Origin of the sequence: Craterilacuibacter sinensis (assembly GCF_009831765.1) — a bacterium.
Taxonomy (GTDB): domain Bacteria; phylum Pseudomonadota; class Gammaproteobacteria; order Burkholderiales; family Chromobacteriaceae; genus Craterilacuibacter; species Craterilacuibacter sinensis.
In genome coordinates, this window is sequence record NZ_WSSB01000009.1 from 130,579 (window position 1) to 148,231 (window position 17,653).

The window sequence follows — 17,653 nt, forward strand, 5'->3', positions numbered from 1 at the left end:
TACCTAGCCGGCAAATGGCGGCAGGCCGGCCCTCTCTAGCGCCGCTGGCGAATATGGCACATAGGCCTGCGCCGCCTCATCACACACATACAGCGGGTCATCAAAGCGCGCCGGATCGTAGCCTGCGCGCATCAGCTCGGTCTTTTTCAGCTTGAAGGTGGTGGTCATGTCGGCTTGCGGTGCGACGCGCACGAACTGCGGGATGGCGTAGCGCGGCAGTCTGGCCTGCACCAGCCGGTAGAACGCAACAGGGTCGAAACTGTGACCTGTCTGCATCACCACCGCCGCCATGCCGCAGCGCCCCTCGAAACCCGGCACCTGAACGCCGTAGATCGCCACCGACTCCAGAGCCGCAAAATCCGACAAGGCCTCGGCCACCTCGGTGGTCGACACGTTTTCACTCTTCCAGCGGAAAGTGTCGCCGATACGGTCGACAAACCAGCAGTAGCCGTCCTCGTCGTAGCGCAGCAAATCACCCGAACGCCACCAGGCATCCCCCGGCGCGAACACGTCGCGCAAGATCTTCTGCGCCGTCGCCTCGGCCGAGGTATAGCCCTCGAAGCGCCCGCCACCGCTCTCGTCGCTGTTGATGATGTAGCCGATCACCTCGCCGGCTTCGCCGGGGCCTACCTGCCGGCAAAAGCCGCTGTCTTCGTCGCGCACATGGCTGTCGCTCTCGACGTCGTAGGCAATCATGCGCACATTGGTCTTGTCCCAGTACGGGATGCGCCCGCAACTGCCCGGAACATTGTCGACATTGATGATGTTGCAGTTGGACTCGGTCGCCCCCCAGCCCTCGTAGATATCCATAGGCCCGAAGCGCGCGGTGAAACGCGTCCACACATCGGCAGACAGACCTGCGCCCATCATCTTGTTCAGCGAGTGCGAGCGCTCATCGTCACGTTCGGGCTGATTGAGCAGGTAACGGCAGATCTCGCCTATGTACTGGCAGACAGTGATGCGGTAGCGCCGGATATCGACCCAGAACTCGCGTACCGAAAACTTGCGCCGCACCACAATGGCACCACCGCAGCGCAGCGCGGTCGAACCCAGCGACATCGCCGCCGCGCCGTGGTACAGCGGCAAGAAGCAATAGAACACATCGTCAGCCGTGGCCGACAGCGTCACCTGCATGATGTCGCCGACGTTGAGCCAGCGCATATGGCTGGTTCTGGCCGCCTTGGGCAGGCCGGTGGTGCCCGAGGTACAGATGTAAAGCGCCGTATCATCGCCGGTCAGCCCCTCGCGCAAAACCGGGTCCGGATTGCTGTCCGGGCTCTGGCGCGCCAGACGCGACAGATCCAGTGCCGACAGCGCCAGCACCTCGCTATCCGGCGTATGCGCAGGATCGCTTACCCGCCATAACGGCACATGGCCGGTGTCTATCCCGCCAAAATTGGCCAGACACTCGTCACCGGCGATCACCGCCCGCGCCTCGGTCGCCGCCAGCGCATGACGTAGCGGCGTGCCGGTCAGATGGGTATTGATGAAGCCGCACACGGCACCGAGCTTGTTCAGCGCAAACCAGACGATAAAGTATTCGGGCCGGTTTTCCATCACCAGCGCCACCGCATCGCCCTTGCGTATTCCCAGCGTATAGAGCGCATGCGCATACTGGTTGACCCAGGCGTTGACGCGCGCGTAGCTCAGGGTCTCGTCGCCATACAGCAAGAAGGGCCGTGTAGCGTGTACCTGCGCCTGCTGCTCCAGCCGGTCACCCAGGGTATACGCGTCCTTGGGGCGCACGGCATTGGCTACCGCGCTTCTGGCATCCAGCTTCGCCTGTGTTGCCTCGCGCGAAACGGCAGGACTGATGGCATCGCGTTTCATCTGATCACCCTCGGCAGGCCCAGGCCGAACTGGGCGATGATTTCGCGCTGGATCTCGTTGGTGCCGCCACCGAAGCTGGTAATGGTGACATGGCGCACCGTCTCCTCGATCAGGCCGTTCAATACCGCTGCCTTGCTGCCGGCACGGATCAGGCCGGCCGAACCGACCACTTCGGCCAGCTTGCGCGCTACCGTCTGCTCGGCCTCGGTGCCGTAGACCTTGGCGGCGGATGCCAGCGCCGGTGACAGTCTGTCCTCGGCCAGATCCGCCGCCAGCCGGTAGTTGAGCACCTTCATCGCTTCCAGCTCGCACCAGGCTTCGGCCAGCCGCGTCGCCACCCACGGGGTGTCGACCGGGCGCATACCCGAGCCATCCTGCGTCTGCGCCCAGTCATAGACCTCGCGGTAGATGCCGACCATCTTCATTGAGTGCGCACCCAGGCCGATGCGCTCGTGATTAAGCTGCGAGGTAATCAGCTTCCAGCCGCCATTGACCTCGCCCACCACCATGGATGCCGGGACCCGCACATTGTCGTAGTAGGTGGCGTTGGTGCGATGTCCCACCGTATAAATAGGGGCTACCGAGACGCCCGGCGCTTTCGCGTCGACGATCAGGATGGTGATGCCCTTGTGCTTGGGCGCTGCCGGATCGGTGCGCACAGCCAGCCAGATGTAGTCGGCGTACTGCGCGTGACTGGTCCAGATCTTGCTGCCATTGACGATAAAATCATCGCCGTCGCGCACCGCGCTGCACTTGAGCGCGGCCAGATCGGTGCCAGCATCCGGCTCGGAGTAGCCAATGGCAAAATGGATGTCGCCGCGGGCAATGCCCGGCAAAAACTTCGCCTTGTGTTCGCTGCTGCCATGCGCCATCAGCGCCGGGCCCACGGTATTGACCGTCACAAACGGGAACGGCGCACCGGATTGCACCACGGTCTCGAAATAGACCAGCTGTTCGATAGGCCCCATGCCGGCGCCGCCGTATTCCTTGGGCCAGCCCAGCGCCAGATAACCATCGCGCCCGGCCTGTGCGATCAGTTCGCGGTAGATGGCGTCGGTTTCTTCGGGTTCGGCTAGGCGCGCGCGCGCCTCGGGCGTCATCAGCCGGGCGAAATAACCTGCCAGCTCTTTTTTCAGCGCCTGCTGCGCTGCTGTCAGCTCTACATGCATGGCAGCTCTCCTAGTCCTGGCCCACGATCAGGCCGCTGGTCGGCACGCCGGTACCGGCCGTGACCAATGCGTTTTTCACGCCCTTGACCTGATTGACCGCATCGCCGCGCACCTGCCGCACCGCCTCGGCCACGCCGTTCATGCCGTGAATGTAGGCTTCGCCCAGCTGACCGCCATGGGTATTGATAGGCAGATCGCCGCCGCGCGCATGCCGGCCTTCGCGGATGAAGTACTTGGCCTCGCCGCGACCGGCAAAGCCGTACTCCTCCAGCTGCGGCAAGACAAAAGGCGTGAAATGGTCGTAAATCACCGCCGTCTGCACATCCTTGGGCGAGAGGCCGCTCATCTGCCACAGCTGGCGCGCCACCAGTCCGGCTTCGGGCAGGCCGGTGATGCTGCCCCGGTAGTAGCTGGTCATCATCTGCTGGTCTTCATAGGTGCCCTGTGCCGCCGCCTTGAGGAACACCGGTGTCTGCTTGAGTTTTTTGGCGTATTCGCGCGATACCAGCACCATGGCCACCGCGCCGTCGCTCTCCTGACAGCAATCCAGAAGGCGCAAGGGCTCGGCAATCCAGCGCGAATTCTGGTGGTCTTCCAGCGTAATCGGCTTGCCGTAGAAGAAGGCCTTGGGATTGGTCGCGGCAAAATCGCGTGCTGCCACTGCAATACGGCCCAAATCCTCGCTGGTGGCGCCGAATTCATGCATATAGCGCTGCGCGCTCATCGCCACCCAGCTGGCCGGGCTGACCAAACCATGCGGAATGTAGTAACCGAAATTGGTGGTCTCGAAAAACGGGTCCGCTTCCTTGCCCTGCATGCCGGCACCGAAGCGATACCACGAGCGCTCGTTCATCGCCCGATACACCACCACCACATTGGCCACGCCGGTCGCGATGGCCATCATGCCGTGCAGGAAAGGCGCGCACGCGGCGCCGCCGCCTTCGGGGGTGCGGGCAAAGAACTTCAGCTCCTTGCCGCCGATCTGGCGGAATACCTCGCGCTCGGGGTTGTTGTCGACGCTATAGGTGCACAGGCCGTCGACTTCGGCAGGATCGATGCCGGCGTCCGCCAGCGCCGCCAGTACCGCTTCGGTGGCAAGACGGATTTCGGTACGTCCTGAATCCTTGGAAAACTCGGTAGCGCCAAGGCCTACGATGGCGACCTGACTGGATAAGCTGTTCATGCCAATGCCCCCTGTGCAAACAGCAGCTTGACCGTGCCGCTGACGTGATCGCCCATGCTGTTGACGCCGCGCATCGCCACGCTCAGCGTCTGCGCTGCCTCATCCTTCTCGCTGACTTCGCCGTGCATGGTCATGGTGTCGCCCGGATAGTTGGGCGCGCCCAGACGGATCTTGACGCTGCCTATCAGCGCCTCGGGACCGGCCCAGGCACCGACATAGCGCTCGACCAGGCCATTGGTGGTGAGGATGTTCATGAAAATGTGCTGCGAGCCCAGCTTCTGCGCTGCGGCCAGGTCATGGTGACCGGGAAAGAAGTCACGGGTGGCGATGGCACCCGCCACCACCAGCTCTACCGTCACCGGAATCACCAGCGGCGGCAGCGCATCGCCGACCTTCACTTCATCAAAACGGATGCCCTGTACGCTCATGCTGCGTCTCCCCACAATGTGTTGTCGCTGACTCTTGCGGCCAGTGCTTCGATCTGCGCCGCCGCGCCGCCCAGTTCGATCTCGAGCACGCGCGCGGCCAGATAGAAACGGTGTACCGGATAGCTGGTATCCGAGCCGGTGCCGCCATGCAGATGCTGCGCGCTGTGCGCGATACGGTTACCCGCCTCGCACGCCCAGTACTTGGTCACCGCCACCGCCGAGCCGGCATCGATGCCGGCGTCCAGCCGCCACACAAGTTGCAGCAGCACCGAGCGCAGCGCCTCCAGTGCGATAAAACCGTCAGCCATGCGTTGCGCCACCGCCTGAAAACTGCCCAGCTTGCGACCGAACTGCTCGCGCTCGGACAGGTGGCTGACAGTAATGGCCTGAGCACCCTCGGCCACCCCCAGTTGCAGGGCTGCGATGCACGCGACCGCGCGCGGAGTGAGCCAGTCGTGCGCCTCCGCCGGCAACAGCTGCGCCAGCGGCACGGCAAAGCCATCCGCAGTGAGCACCAGTGCACGCTCGCCCTGCATCAGGGTGCCGGCCTCTTTTTCAAACAAGGCAAGTTCCGCCAGCACCAGTGCCGCGTGTCCGTCAACTTGCAGCGCCAATAGCGCATGTGTTGACTTTGGCGTGACGGCCAGTACCGGCACCGAACCGGACAGCCATAGCTGCTGCCCCTCGATGCGCCCCTTCAGGCGGGTTTCGAGGCTCAGTGCCAGCGGCGCGCTGCTATCGAGGGCATCCAGCTGTGCCGGCGCGTAGCGCGCTAGCGCCGCTGCAGCCAGCGCATGGCGCCACAAGGGGGCTGCAGCCAGAAAACGGCCTTGTTCTTGCAGCACCAGCGCAAGCTCGGTGACGCCAAGTTCGGCGCCGCCGACTTCAGCCGGCAGCATCAAGGCCGTCAGGCCGGTTTCCTGCAGCTGCGCCCATAGCGCACCATCCCAGCCATGGGCAGCCAGCTCGGCTGCGCGCGTCTCGTGCGAGAAGTCGGCGAACAGGCCGGCGGCAAGCTCGCGTATCTGCAACTGTTCATCGGACAGGGTGAAATTCATGCTGCGCCCCCCAGCGGACGGAACACCGGCAACACCAGATCGTTTGCGCAGTCGAGAAACTCGAGCGCGACCGGCGCGCCGATCCTGATATTGTCGGTAGCAACGCCAACCAGCCCCGCCACCAGACGTACGCCCTCTTCCAGCTCGATCAGGCCGACCGGATTGGGTTGCGGCAAGCCCGGCAAGGCCGGGTGGTGCACCACGGAATAGGAGTAGATCGTGCCCTTGCCCGAGGCCTCGACATGGTCGGAGGCCATGGAATGGCAGGACGGGCATGCCGGTCCCGGCGGGTTGCGCAAGGTACCGCAGGCGCTGCAGCGCTGGATCAGCAGCTTCTTCGCCTTGAGACCATCCCAGAAGAAGCGGTTTTCATCGCTGATGCCAGGCTGCGGGCGCGCCGGCAGTGCCGGCTTTTCCCTGACCGCAGCCGGGCGAAACTTGAACAGGCGAAAGCGCATCTGGCCGACCTTGTTGTCGTCCTGATCGAAGAAATTCAACAGCTGGGTAACGAAAAACCCGGTACCCAGACCGGTGGTTTTCTCTTCGCTGACCGATTCGATCTGCGAGGTAAAACTCAGGCGGTCGCCTTCACGCAGATAGCGGAAGTATTCCTGCTCGGAATTGACCGCCACCACCGAGGCGTAACCGTTGCGCTCGATAATCTGCAGCACCTGATACGGGTTGTCGGTGGCTGAACCTGCCGGAAACTCGCCTTTGATGCCGGCAAGCACCCAGGCTTGCAGCATGGTCGGCGGCGCCACATGGGCACCGAAGCGCGCACGGGCACGCTCGCCATCCAGATACAGCGGATTGCTCACGCCCAGCGCCTCGCACCACTGGCGGATCATCGGCTGGTTGACCGCGTCCCACGCATAAATGCGTCCGTATTCGTGACCAATCAGCGCACGCGCTTCGGCCATCCAGTCAGAGTGTTGTTCGCTCACTGTCGTCCTCCTTGTTATTGCGCTGCAGCAGCCATAAACGCCGGCGCTTCGCCGCCGCCGTGCAGCAAGAGATGGGTACCGCTGGCATAGCTCGCCAGATCGGATGCCAGAAACAGGCAGGCATTGCCGATATCGGCAGGCACGGCCATGCGTCCGGCCGGAATGGTGGCTTCCACGCGCGCAATGCCGGCTTCGTCGCCGTAGTGCAGATGCGATTGTTCGGTCTTGACCAGGCCCGGGCTGAGGGCCATCACCCGCACCTTCGGCGCCCACTCGATGGCAAGCGAAGACACCAGACTCAGCACGCCGGCCTTGGCCGCGCCATAGGCGGCGGTACCGGGGCTGGGCCTATGCGCGCCGACGCTGGCGATAAAGAGCTGCACAGCGCCGCCATCTTGTTGCTGCATCAGGCGGTTGGCCCCCTGCGCGACAATCAGCGGAGCGATCAGGTTGAGGCGGATGATGCCTTCCGAGAAACGTGGCGATGCGGTAGCGGCATCGGCGTTCGGACTGCCGCCAGCGTTATTGACCAGCACGTCGAGGCGGCCAAAACGCGTAGCAATGCCGTCCATCAGTGCGGCGACCGAATCGGGGTCGCACACATCGCAGGCCATAAAATGGCAGCGTTCGGGCAACAATTCGGGCGCATTGCGCCCGCACACCACCACGGTCGCGCCGGCATCAAGAAAACGCGCTGCGATGCCGCGCCCGATGCCGCGGGTACCGCCGGTGACCAGCACCACCTTGCCGCTGTAGTCGATTGCCACAGACATGAAAGCCTCCTGAGCCTTGTTCACGCTTTGCAATTTACGGCGGCAGGGCAAGGCCATCGTCGTCTGTTCGGACGATGAATGGGGTTGGGGTGGCAGGGAGAATCGGCGCTAATGAGAAACGGAGCCTTGATGATGAGCGAACACGACATCCTGCTGATCAGCCGCCCAAGCCAAGGCGTGGCACTGCTGACACTGAACCGGCCGCAAGCGACCAATGCGCTAAGCCTGGAATTACAGACGCGGCTGGCACAGGCATTTGCCGAACTGGCCTGCGACGACAGCGTGCGCGCCATCGTGCTTACCGGAGGAGAAACCGTATTTGCCGCCGGCGGCGATATCAAATCCATGGCCGGCTGCGGGCCGGTCGATATTCTCAAGCGTCACACCGAGCGGCTGTGGGCGCCGATCCAGCACTGCCCCAAGCCGGTGATCGCCGCCATCTGCGGCTATGCCTACGGCGGCGGCTGCGAGCTGGCCATGCACTGCGACATCCTGATTGCAGGCGAGAATGCCAGCTTTTCGCAACCCGAAATCCGCATCGGCATCATGCCCGGCATCGGCGGCACCCAGCGCCTTACGCGTGCGGTGGGCAAGAGCAACGCAATGAAAATACTGCTGACCGGCAAGCCGGTCAGCGCGCACGAAGCACAGCGCATGGGTCTGGTGTCCGATGTCGTCGCCGACGGCGAAGTGATCCCTTACGCGCTGGCAATGGCCGCCACCATCGCGGCCATGCCTCCCCTGGCAGCGACCGAGATCAAGGAGTGTGTGCTTCTTGGACTGGATGCGCCGCTGGAAACCGCGCTGGCGCTGGAGCGCAAGGCCAACCACACCCTGTTTGCCTCGCTCGATCAAAAAGAAGGCATGCAGGCTTTTATCGACAAGCGCCGGCCAGAGTTCGGCGGCCACTAGGCAAACCGGAAGGACACACCATGCCCGACATCAATCCGCAGGAATTCCGCCGCGCGCTGGGCGCCTTCACCACCGGCGTCACCATCGTCACCAGTTGCGACGCTGACGGTACACCGGTCGGCGTCACCGCCAACAGTTTCAACTCGGTGTCGCTGGACCCGCCCCTGGTGCTATGGAGCCTGGCCAAGAGCGCCAAGAGCCTCGCTGCGTTTTCGGACAGCGGCCACTGGACGGTCCATGTGCTGTCGGCCGAACAGGAGGCGCTGTCCGACCGTTTCGCCCGCCGCGGCGAAGACAAGTTTTCCGGGCTTGAAACCGAAGCCGGCATCAACGGCTGCCCGCTATTAACCGGCTGCGCCGCGCGCTTTCAGTGCCGTACCAGCTTCCAGTACGACGGCGGAGACCACCTGATCCTGGTCGGCGAAGTCGTCGGTTTTGACAGCGCCGACAAGGCGCCCTTGGTGTTTCATGGCGGGCGTTATGCGCTGGCGACCAAAAAGACCGGTGCGCTGAATCTGGAAGCGGCCGACGAGCCGCACAGCTTTTCCGAGGATTTTCTGGGCTATCTGGTCGGACGCGCGCACTACCAGTTCCTCGATGGCATCCGCGCCGAGCTGGCTGCGCAGGGTCTGTCCGACCCCGAGTTCTACACCCTGTCCACCTTGCTGCAGCGCGGCGCACAAAGCCGGGCGGCGCTGGACCAGATGCTGCAGCACAGCGGCTTTGCCGGACTGATGTTGCCACTGGAGCGGCTGCTGGCCCGCGAAATGGTGCGCGAAACGCAGCAGGGCGATGCTACCCGCTACGGCCTGTCCGCCAGCGGCCGGCGCGCGGTGCTGTTCGTGATCGCGGCGGCCAAGGCGCGCGAAGCGGACCTGCTGGAAAAGCTGGGCGACTGGGACGCACGCGTACTGAAAAACCTGCTCAAGCAGATGATCGCGCTGACCGACGCAGGTTCGGTCGAAGTGTGGCGTGCCGCGCAAGGCAGCACTGCCTGAACACCAGCACTGCCCGGCGACAACAAAAAATGAATTAAAAAAACCAGCGCATCACGCCTGCAACAAACAAGGGGACAGCATGCAACAGCATATGAAAACCATCGCCGGCCTGCTGGCCAGTGCACTGGCTGCCACACCGGCTGTGGCCGCACAGAAAGCACAGCCCAATATCCTGGTGATCATGGCCGATGATGTCGGCGTCAGCAATATCGGCGCCTACAGCCACGGCATGATGGTGCCGACACCGAATATCGACCGCCTCGCGCGCGAAGGCATGCTGTTTACCGACCACTACGCCGAGCCTTCGAGTACCCCCGGGCGGGCGGCCTTTATTACCGGCCAGTTGCCGATACGCACCGGCCTGACCACCGTTGGCCTGCCTGGCGCCAAACAGGGGCTGGATGCGCGTGACCCGACCCTGGCCGAGGTGTTGAAGACGCAGGGCTACCGCACTGGCCAGTTCGGCAAAAACCATCTGGGCGACCGCAACGAGCACCTGCCCACCGTGCACGGTTTCGACGAGTTTTACGGCAACCTCTACCACCTCAATACCGAGGAAGATCCGTTCCGCCCCGACTGGCCGCAGGACCCGGGCTATGATGCGCGCTACAAGCCGCGCGGCGTGCTCGACTGCAAGGCAACGAGCGTCGACGACACGACCGAGGACGGGCGCTTCGGCAAGGTGGGCAAGCAGGCCTGCCGCGACACCGGCGCGCTGAACCCGAAGCGGATGGAGACGGTGGACGATGAATTTGAGGCGCGTGCCGTCAACTTCATGCAGCGCGCGGTCAAGGCGGACACTCCGTTTTTTGTCTGGCACAACCCGACGCGCATGCACATCTACACCCATGTGCGTGACGAGCACAAGGCACTGGCCAAGCCCTACTCGTCGGAAATGGATATTTACGGCAGCGGGCTGATCGAACTGGACCGCTCGGTCGGACGCATGCTGAAGAAGCTTGACGATATGGGCGTCGCCGACAACACCATCGTGGTGTTCACTTCCGACAACGGCCCGATGTCGCAGTGGTGGCCGGACGGCGGCACCAGCCCTTTTCGCGGAGAAAAGGCCACCACATGGGAAGGCGGCGTGCGCGTACCGATGCTGATCCGCTGGCCGGCGAAAATCGCCGCGCAATCGGTGAGCAACGGCATCCAGGACAATACCGACCTCTTCACCACGCTCGCTGCGGCCGCCGGCAAACCCGACGTCGCCGCCGAACTCAAACAAAGCCACAAGGTGTATATCGACGGGGTCAACAACCTCGCGCACTGGCAGGGCAAGGCCGCATCGGCGCGCAACTTCCATCTCTATTACAACGAGCGCGAACTCTCTGCGGTACGCATCGGCAACTGGAAAAGCCACATGAAGACGCGCGAGGGCTTCTTTGACGAAAACAAGCCGGCGGCGCTGATCTTCAACCTCAGGATGGACCCGTACGAGCGCCAGGGCGGCTGGAAATCGCAAGAGATCGCGATGAAGCTGGGCATGGCCTGGGGTGGTCAGGTGCGCGACATCATCGGCGCGCATCGTGCCTCGCTTGCCCAGTTCCCGCCGCGCCAGACAGGCGGCAGCCTGCGCGTGGAGTAAGGCCGATGCCCACCCTGCCCCCGCTGCCCGTTAACGGCCGCCGCCGCTTCCATATGATGGTCAAGCCGGCAGGCGCCTTGTGCAATCTTGATTGCAGCTACTGCTTTTACCTGCACAAGGAAACCCTGCTGGATCAACCCCAAAAGCCGCAGATGAGCGACGCGCTACTGGAAGAACACATCCGCCAGTACATCGAAGGCCAGAGCGGCGACACGGTGGTGTTTTCCTGGCAAGGCGGCGAGCCCACCGTGCTGGGCCTGCCCTATTTCGAAAAGATCGTCGCGCTGCAGGCCAAGTACAAGAAACCCGGCCAGGCAATAGAGAACGATTTGCAGACCAACGGCGTGCTGCTGGACGAGAACTGGGTGCACTTTCTCAAGCGCCACCGCTTTTTAGTCGGGCTGTCGGTCGACGGCCCGGCACAGTTGCACGACAAGCACCGCCCAAGCAAGGGCGGCAAGCCTACCCACGCGGCGGTGCTGCGCGCGGCACGGCTGCTGAATGCATATGAAGTGCCGTTTGCCGCGCTGTGCGTCGTCAACCGCGACAACGCGCGCGCGCCGCGCGAGGTGTACCGCTTTCTGGCCGACGAGCTGGGTACCTACCGGGTGCAGTTCACCCCCTGCGTCGAGGCGCGAGCCTTTCGCGACACCGCGCCGGGTATGTGGCCGGACAGCGCGCGCGTGACGCCTGACTCGGAACGCGCCCGCCCCGGCCACCCGCTGTCCATCGTCACCGACTGGAGCGTGGATGCAGACGACTGGGGGCGCTTCCTGATCGCGGTATGGGACGAGTGGCTGGCGCGCGACTTCGGCCGCGTGCACGTCAATTTGTTCGAAACGGCCGTGGCGCAAAGCCTGGGCCTGCCGGCGCAGACCTGCACCCAGTCCGAATTTTGCGGCAAAGGCCTTGCGCTCGAACACGACGGCAGCGTCTACAGCTGCGACCACTTTGTCTACCCCGAATACCGGCTGGGCAATATCGCCAGCAGCCATCAGGCCGCGCTGGCACTGTCGCCGCGCCAGCAAGCCTTCGGCTTTGCCAAGCGCGACACGTTGCCGTCCGATTGCAGAAGCTGCCCGCACCTGAAACTGTGCTGGGGCGAGTGTCCGAAAAACCGCCTGCTCAAGACCGCGTCCGGCGAGGCCGGCCTCAACTACCTGTGCCGGGGATGGCAGGCCTTTTACGGCCATATCGCGCGCGACATGCCGGGTATTGTGGCCGGACTGCCACGTCACTGAACACCGTAATGCCACGCGGAAAATAATAAAGGAGACAAGGATGCTTACGCTGGGACTGAAGGGAAAGATCATACTGTCGCTGATCGTAGTCAATATGCTGACCGCGGCCAGTTTTGTTGCATTTAGCCACTGGCACGAGCGACAGAATGCGCTGGCCGGGATAGATGCCCGGCTGCAGGCAATGACAAAAGCCTACAAAGAACTGGTGCCAACTGTTGCCAGCGGCCGGCTGATGGATTCGATCACCCAGCCGACAGGACATCAGGACTATGCGCTGGCTCTGGACGAGTTTGCCCGCAACAATGGCGTGCACAGCATGTTTTCCCTGTTCGAGCAAGACGGACGCTGGATCTATCTGCTCTCGGCTGCCGACGAGAAGGCGCTGCAATCGGGCAACTACCTGCGCCCCGGCACGCCTTACCCGGGCGCTGTTGCGCCGCTGCAGCAAGCGCTGCAACGGGGGCAACTCACGCAGGAGAGCGCCGGTATGCGCATATCCCTGACCAAGGCGACCCTGCCATCGGGCAAGGCCTATCTGGTCGGCGTCAGCACCCCGCTGGCTCCGGTCGAGACGGGCATCAGGCACGCCCTCATCCAGTCGCTGGTGATGGCGGCCGCCATGGTCACGCTCGGGGTATTGACAGCCTGGCTGCTGGGCACACGCCTGAGCCGGCAGTTGATCCGCATGCAGATGCAACTTGAAAGCATCGCCACGGCGCGGGATCTGAGCCAGCCCCTTCCCGAAGGACAGGACGAGCTGGGTGCCATTGGCCGCTCCATCAACAGCCTGCTTGATGCCTTGAAGTCCTCGCTGGGCAGTGCCGGCACGACTGCCCGCGATGCCGTCGAGCGCAGCATGCGTTTTCATGCGGATGCGACACGCACCAGTACAGCGCTGCGCGCCTCGGGAGAACAGCTGGACGCCATCAGTCAGGAGACGGAAGCGATACGCCGCTCGGCTCAGGCTGCCGCCAGCCAGTCAGCGACCGCTCATGATGCCATCGAAAACACCCACCGCCAGCTCAGCGATAGCGCAGGCCAGCTCAAAAGGCTGTCACAAAGCATGCACGACAGCCGTACGAATACACTGCGGCTGTCACAGAAGCTGGCTGCAGTTGACGATCAGGTCAGCGGCATTCGCGAAATACTGTCTGCCATTCAGGCCATCGCCAACCAGACCAACCTGCTGGCACTCAACGCAGCCATCGAAGCGGCCCGTGCCGGCGAGGCCGGCCGCGGCTTTGCCGTAGTTGCCGACGAGGTGCGCAAACTATCGCACCAGACCGAACAGGCACTGGACAGCAATCGCAGCCGGATCGATGCCATCCTTGCGCAGATTGCCGAACTGGACGAAGTCATGCAGTACACACTGGCAGAAAGCCTGCGCATGACCGATGAAACAGCCCAGGTGGCGGGCAGCATTGAACAGAATACAGCCGTGCTGGGCATCTCGACGGCTGATGTCGCGTATGCGCGCACTTATGCGCACGAGATCGAAACCGCCATCTCGATGACAGCCTCAACCCTCGCCTCGGTCAGCCGCGAGCTCTCGGGCTCGGTCAGTCTGGCCGGCGAAATCGCCAACGACAGCAACGCGTTGAAGACTGCATCACAAGCACTGGCCGCTCAGGTCGGACAATTCCGCGTCTGAGAGCGTGTTCACGATCTCGCGAGCGAGGGCGAGACAAGGCGCAAACGGCTGAGAAAGCGGAATGTACAGGCGGTACATGAGCATTTCGAAACCGTTTTCAACGCCGTATCGCTGATGCGCAGCAGATCGTGAACAGGTTCTGAGCGCCATCCGCCGGGCAGTGCCATACGTACAACTACGAGCAACAATCGCAAGCAAAGGAACCACGGCCATGACTGAAACCCTCCGCCCCGGCTGGCGCAGCCACTATGCGCTGGCACTGGTCGCACTGGCCTATGTGTTCAATTACGTCGACCGGCTGTTGATGTCCATCCTGATCGAACCGGTCAAGCTCGAGTTCGGCGTCTCCGACACCGAGATCGGCCTGCTCTCCGGCCTGGTGTTCGGCCTGTGCTACTCGGTCGCCGGCCTGCCGCTGGGACGGCTGGCCGACCGCATCGGCGCGGTGCCGGTCATCGCCTGCTGCGCGATTGCGTTCAGCGTCTTCACCATGTTGTGCGGCCTCGCCGGCAGCTTTGCGGTCCTGCTGCTGTGCCGCATCGGCGTCGCCTTTGCCGAGGCCGGCGGCATGGCGCCCTCGGTGGCGCTGGTGTCGCAGCTTTACCCACCGCGACAGCGCTCGCGTGCACTGGCGGCTTTCATGATGGGGCCTAGCCTCGGCACCCTCGTCGGCCTCGCTGCCGGCGGCTGGATTGCACACCACTATGGCTGGCGCATGGCCTTTATCGCCATCGGCCTGCCCGGCGCGCTGATCGGCATACTGATCTGGCTGACGGTGCGCAATGTGCGTGTACCACGGGACACCGCCGCAAGTGCCGGCTCGGGCTGGTGGCCCTCGACGCAGGCCATTCTCGCGACCCCCGGTTATATCTGGCTACTGGCCAGCGCCTCGCTTGCCGCCATCTGCGGCTATGCGGTCGGCACCTGGAACCCGAGTTTCCTGATCCGCTCGCACAATCTGACCATGCAGCAAGCCGGCCTGCTCGCCGGCGTCGGCGGCGGCGTGATGTCTTTTGCCGGCACGCTCGCCTGCGGCTGGGCCACCGACCGTCTGGTGCAAAAAGACGCCGGCTGGCAGGTCGGCACCGCGCTGGCTGGAACCCTGCTGAGCATCCCGTTTGCGCTGGGCTACTATCTGTGGCCAGCAGGCAGCGCGCTGGTGCTTATGGGCATCGCCATCCCCGAGGCCTTCCTGCTCTATCTGGGCTTCGCCTTTTTCGGCGTCTGGTGGTCGATACCGTGCCTGGGCGCAATCAGCCACCTGTTTCCCGCCGGGCGCATCGCACAGGCAACCAGTGTCTTTGTCGCAGCCATGACGCTGTTTGGCATCGGCGCAGGGCCGCTGGTGGCCGGTACCCTGTCCGATCTGTTCACCCCAAGCTACGGCGATGAGGCGCTACGTTACGCGCTGGCCGCATCGGTGTCCCTGCTGGCACTGGCCTCGGTCACGCTGGCTCTGGCGCTACCCAGCTACCGCCGCGCCCGGCAAATACCCGCGCTTGCCATCGCCCATGGAGGCTGACATGCATTTTTCCCTGAGCGATGAACAAAAAATGATACGCGACAGCGTAAACGCGCTCCTGGCCGCGCAATCGGACAGCGCCGCCGTGCGCGGCGCCATGGCAAGCGACAGCGGCATCGATCACGCACTGTGGTCGGCGCTCTCGCAAGAGATGTGCTGCTGCGCCATCGCCATACCCGAGGCTTACGGCGGCCTGGGACTGGGACAGGTCGAGCTGGCCATCGTCGAGGAAGAGATCGGCCGCCACGTAGCCTGCGTGCCGTTTCACGCTACCGCGTCGCTCGCGGTCAACGCCTTGCTGCTGGCCGGCTCCGACACGCAAAAGCAGCGCTGGCTGCCCGGCATTGCCGGCGGCGACACTATCGCCACGCTGGCCGGCGCGCACTTTGCCAGGCAGCACGGCACGGGCAGTGCCCGCTGGCAGCGAGATGGCGACGGCTACCGGCTGGATGGCCACTTCCCGCTGGTCAGCCATGCCCACATTGCCGATCTGATCATCGTCGCGGCTGGCAGCGAAACCGGCACTGCGCTTTTCGCAGTACCGGCGGGAACCGCTGGGCTCTCTGCACAAAAACGCGCAACGATGGACCAGACCCGCGCGCAAGGCGCGCTGACGCTTAACGCAGTGTGGCTGCCCGAGTCCGCGAGGCTAGCGCAAGGCACGGCGGATGTGCTGGAGAACATCCTGTCGCGCGCGGTGATTGCCCTGGCCGCCGAAGAGCTGGGCGTAGCCGAAGCGGCGCTGCAGATGGCCGTCGCCTACACCGGCGAGCGGCGCCAGTTCGGGCGCGAGATCGCCAGCTTCCAAGCGATCAAGCACCGCGCCGCCGACATGATGCTCAAGTGCGAGCTGGCCCGCTCCGCCGTCTATTACGCCGCCTGCGTGGCCGACGCATCAAACGTGGATGATAGAAACAGCGCCGGCGCACTGCATGACGCCGCCAGCCTGGCCAAGGCCTATGTCTCGGAGGCGGCATTTTTCAATGCAGGCTCGGCGATACAGCTCATGGGCGGCGTCGGTTTCACCTGGGAATACGACGCCCACCTTTATTTCAAACGCGCCCAAAGCGGCAGCGCCCTATTGGGCAGCCCGGCACTGCACCGCGCACGCATCGCGAACAGCCTGCTGGGCGCCGAGGAGTTTGCCGCATGAACATCCACTTCAGCCCCGAAGACGAAGCCTTCCGCCGCGAAGCGGCACAGTGGCTAACCGACAACCTGGGCGGGCGCTTTGCCGCGCTCAGGTTCCGTGGCGGGCCGGGCGACGAACACCGATTTATCGACGAGCGCAAGGCGTGGGAGTGCCATCTCGCCAGCGGCGGCTGGACCTGCATAGGCTGGGCGCCCGAGCACGGCGGGCGCGGCGCCAGCATCGCGCAGCAGGTGATCTTCGCCGAGGAATACGCGCGCGCCGGTGGACCCGGGCGCATCGGCCATATCGGCGAGGGGCTGGCCGGGCCGACCATCGCCGCCTTCGGCAGCCCCGCGCAAAAGGCGCGCTACCTGCCGGGCATCGTCAGCGGGAAGGAGCTGTGGTGCCAGGGTTACTCCGAACCGGGAGCCGGCTCGGATCTGGCAGCGGTCAAGACCCGCGCCACGCAGGATGCGGACGGACACTGGCGCATTAGCGGCCAGAAGGTATGGACCTCGCTTGCGCATATCGCCAACTGGTGTTTCGTGCTGGCACGCACCGACCCGACAAGCCATGGCCACCACGGTCTGGGCTTTTTCCTGGTACCGATGGCGCAAGATAGCGTCACTGTGCGCCCTATCCGCCAGATTACCGGCAGCAGCGAATTCAACGAGGTGTTTTTCGATGACGCGCGCGCCAGCGACCTGCTGGGTGCCCCCGGCGACGGCTGGAAGATCGCGCTGGCGCTGCTGGGCTTCGAGCGCGGCGTCTCCACCCTGGGCCAGCAGATGCTGTTTCGCACCGAGCTTGACGAAATCATCCGCATCGCCCGCGACAATGGCGCGGCGCGGCAAGCGGACATCCGCAGCCGTATCGCCGAGGCGTGGATGGGGCTGACCGTGATGCGCGCCAATGCGCTCAGGATGCTGAGCGAAGACGCCGGCGCCGACGAACAAAGGGCTGCGCTGGTTTACAAGCTGCACTGGGCCAGCTGGCACCGCAATCTGGGCAAGCTGGCGATGGATGTGCTGGGCGAAGCGGCCGAGCTGTGCCCAGGCGAAGAAAACGCACCCTATGCGCTGACGCGCCTGCAATCGCTGTTTTTGTTCAGCCGCGCCGACACCATTTATGGTGGCAGCAACCAGATCCAGCGCAACCTGATCGCCGAGCGCGGCCTGGGGATGCCAAAGGAAGCGCGCGGGCGCTGACTATCTGCCTGCA

The 17,653-nt window shown here is 64.0% G+C and carries 15 protein-coding genes; 8 read left to right on the forward strand and 7 right to left on the reverse strand.

The genetic code is table 11. The features are described from left to right. Positions 1-3 precede the first annotated feature (3 nt). Genes GQF02_RS11015 through GQF02_RS11045 form a run of 7 tightly spaced genes read right to left on the reverse strand, consistent with a single transcriptional unit; the run spans position 4 to position 7,385 of the window. A complete protein-coding gene (locus GQF02_RS11015; protein WP_160797129.1) occupies positions 4-1,830 on the reverse strand; it encodes a long-chain-acyl-CoA synthetase in 1,827 nt (608 codons plus the stop codon). Beyond that, positions 1,827-2,999, reverse strand: coding sequence for an acyl-CoA dehydrogenase family protein (locus GQF02_RS11020; protein ID WP_124733898.1), 1,173 nt, complete (start codon positions 2,997-2,999; stop codon positions 1,827-1,829). Before GQF02_RS11020 ends, GQF02_RS11015 begins: the two co-directional genes overlap by 4 nt. Positions 3,000-3,009: 10 nt before the next feature. Further along, positions 3,010-4,182 carry a lipid-transfer protein gene (locus GQF02_RS11025; protein ID WP_220789439.1) on the reverse strand — a complete coding sequence of 391 codons (1,173 nt, stop codon included), beginning with the start codon at positions 4,180-4,182 and terminating at the stop codon, positions 3,010-3,012. Continuing rightward, positions 4,179-4,610, reverse strand: coding sequence for a MaoC family dehydratase (locus tag GQF02_RS11030; RefSeq protein WP_124733896.1), 432 nt, complete (start codon positions 4,608-4,610; stop codon positions 4,179-4,181). Before GQF02_RS11030 ends, GQF02_RS11025 begins: the two co-directional genes overlap by 4 nt. Next, complete coding sequence (locus tag GQF02_RS11035; protein WP_160797131.1) at positions 4,607-5,668, reverse strand: acyl-CoA dehydrogenase family protein; 1,062 nt, start codon at positions 5,666-5,668, stop codon at positions 4,607-4,609. The genes GQF02_RS11030 and GQF02_RS11035 overlap by 4 nt, the downstream gene beginning before the upstream one ends. Then, positions 5,665-6,612: a bifunctional MaoC family dehydratase N-terminal/OB-fold nucleic acid binding domain-containing protein gene (locus tag GQF02_RS11040; RefSeq protein WP_160797133.1), complete on the reverse strand. Its 948-nt coding sequence runs from the start codon at positions 6,610-6,612 to the stop codon at positions 5,665-5,667. Before GQF02_RS11040 ends, GQF02_RS11035 begins: the two co-directional genes overlap by 4 nt. A gap of 14 nt (positions 6,613-6,626) precedes the next feature. Beyond that, the gene (locus GQF02_RS11045) at positions 6,627-7,385 is read right to left on the reverse strand and encodes an SDR family oxidoreductase (RefSeq protein ID WP_160797135.1); all 759 of its coding nucleotides are present in this window, start codon (positions 7,383-7,385) and stop codon (positions 6,627-6,629) included. Positions 7,386-7,514: 129 nt separating this feature from the next. Between GQF02_RS11045 and GQF02_RS11050 the strand changes: the two genes are divergently transcribed. The 8 genes from GQF02_RS11050 to GQF02_RS11085 all read left to right on the forward strand — a co-directional run bounded on the left by GQF02_RS11050 (position 7,515) and on the right by GQF02_RS11085 (position 17,640). Next, on the forward strand, positions 7,515-8,297 hold the full coding sequence (locus tag GQF02_RS11050; RefSeq protein WP_220789440.1) for an enoyl-CoA hydratase: 783 nt from the start codon (positions 7,515-7,517) through the stop codon (positions 8,295-8,297). Positions 8,298-8,317: 20 nt separating this feature from the next. Further along, positions 8,318-9,295: a flavin reductase gene (locus GQF02_RS11055; protein ID WP_160797137.1), complete on the forward strand. Its 978-nt coding sequence runs from the start codon at positions 8,318-8,320 to the stop codon at positions 9,293-9,295. Between the two features lie 79 nt (positions 9,296-9,374). Further along, the gene (locus GQF02_RS11060; protein ID WP_160797139.1) at positions 9,375-10,886 is read left to right on the forward strand and encodes an arylsulfatase; all 1,512 of its coding nucleotides are present in this window, start codon (positions 9,375-9,377) and stop codon (positions 10,884-10,886) included. 5 nt (positions 10,887-10,891) lie between these two features. Continuing rightward, a complete protein-coding gene (locus tag GQF02_RS11065) occupies positions 10,892-12,127 on the forward strand; it encodes an anaerobic sulfatase maturase (protein WP_160797141.1) in 1,236 nt (411 codons plus the stop codon). A 40-nt stretch (positions 12,128-12,167) separates the two neighbouring features. Next, positions 12,168-13,778 carry a methyl-accepting chemotaxis protein gene (locus GQF02_RS11070; RefSeq protein ID WP_160797143.1) on the forward strand — a complete coding sequence of 537 codons (1,611 nt, stop codon included), beginning with the start codon at positions 12,168-12,170 and terminating at the stop codon, positions 13,776-13,778. A 211-nt stretch (positions 13,779-13,989) separates the two neighbouring features. Then, positions 13,990-15,300: a spinster family MFS transporter gene (locus GQF02_RS11075; RefSeq protein ID WP_160797145.1), complete on the forward strand. Its 1,311-nt coding sequence runs from the start codon at positions 13,990-13,992 to the stop codon at positions 15,298-15,300. A gap of 1 nt (position 15,301) precedes the next feature. Next, positions 15,302-16,453: an acyl-CoA dehydrogenase family protein gene (locus GQF02_RS11080; protein ID WP_160797148.1), complete on the forward strand. Its 1,152-nt coding sequence runs from the start codon at positions 15,302-15,304 to the stop codon at positions 16,451-16,453. Beyond that, positions 16,450-17,640 (forward strand): acyl-CoA dehydrogenase family protein, encoded by a 1,191-nt coding sequence (locus GQF02_RS11085; RefSeq protein WP_160797150.1) that lies wholly within the window; start codon positions 16,450-16,452, stop codon positions 17,638-17,640. The genes GQF02_RS11080 and GQF02_RS11085 overlap by 4 nt, the downstream gene beginning before the upstream one ends. Positions 17,641-17,653: the final 13 nt, after the last annotated feature.

Coding starts and splice junctions, on each gene's coding strand:
- GQF02_RS11015 (WP_160797129.1), bottom strand. CDS start 1,830: ATGAAACGCGATGCCATCAGTCCTGCCGTTTCGCGCGAGGCAACACAG.
- GQF02_RS11020 (WP_124733898.1), bottom strand. CDS start 2,999: ATGCATGTAGAGCTGACAGCAGCGCAGCAGGCGCTGAAAAAAGAGCTG.
- GQF02_RS11025 (WP_220789439.1), bottom strand. CDS start 4,182: ATGAACAGCTTATCCAGTCAGGTCGCCATCGTAGGCCTTGGCGCTACC.
- GQF02_RS11030 (WP_124733896.1), bottom strand. CDS start 4,610: ATGAGCGTACAGGGCATCCGTTTTGATGAAGTGAAGGTCGGCGATGCG.
- GQF02_RS11035 (WP_160797131.1), bottom strand. CDS start 5,668: ATGAATTTCACCCTGTCCGATGAACAGTTGCAGATACGCGAGCTTGCC.
- GQF02_RS11045 (WP_160797135.1), bottom strand. CDS start 7,385: ATGTCTGTGGCAATCGACTACAGCGGCAAGGTGGTGCTGGTCACCGGC.
- GQF02_RS11050 (WP_220789440.1), top strand. CDS start 7,515: ATGATGAGCGAACACGACATCCTGCTGATCAGCCGCCCAAGCCAAGGC.
- GQF02_RS11055 (WP_160797137.1), top strand. CDS start 8,318: ATGCCCGACATCAATCCGCAGGAATTCCGCCGCGCGCTGGGCGCCTTC.
- GQF02_RS11060 (WP_160797139.1), top strand. CDS start 9,375: ATGCAACAGCATATGAAAACCATCGCCGGCCTGCTGGCCAGTGCACTG.
- GQF02_RS11065 (WP_160797141.1), top strand. CDS start 10,892: ATGCCCACCCTGCCCCCGCTGCCCGTTAACGGCCGCCGCCGCTTCCAT.
- GQF02_RS11070 (WP_160797143.1), top strand. CDS start 12,168: ATGCTTACGCTGGGACTGAAGGGAAAGATCATACTGTCGCTGATCGTA.
- GQF02_RS11075 (WP_160797145.1), top strand. CDS start 13,990: ATGACTGAAACCCTCCGCCCCGGCTGGCGCAGCCACTATGCGCTGGCA.
- GQF02_RS11080 (WP_160797148.1), top strand. CDS start 15,302: ATGCATTTTTCCCTGAGCGATGAACAAAAAATGATACGCGACAGCGTA.
- GQF02_RS11085 (WP_160797150.1), top strand. CDS start 16,450: ATGAACATCCACTTCAGCCCCGAAGACGAAGCCTTCCGCCGCGAAGCG.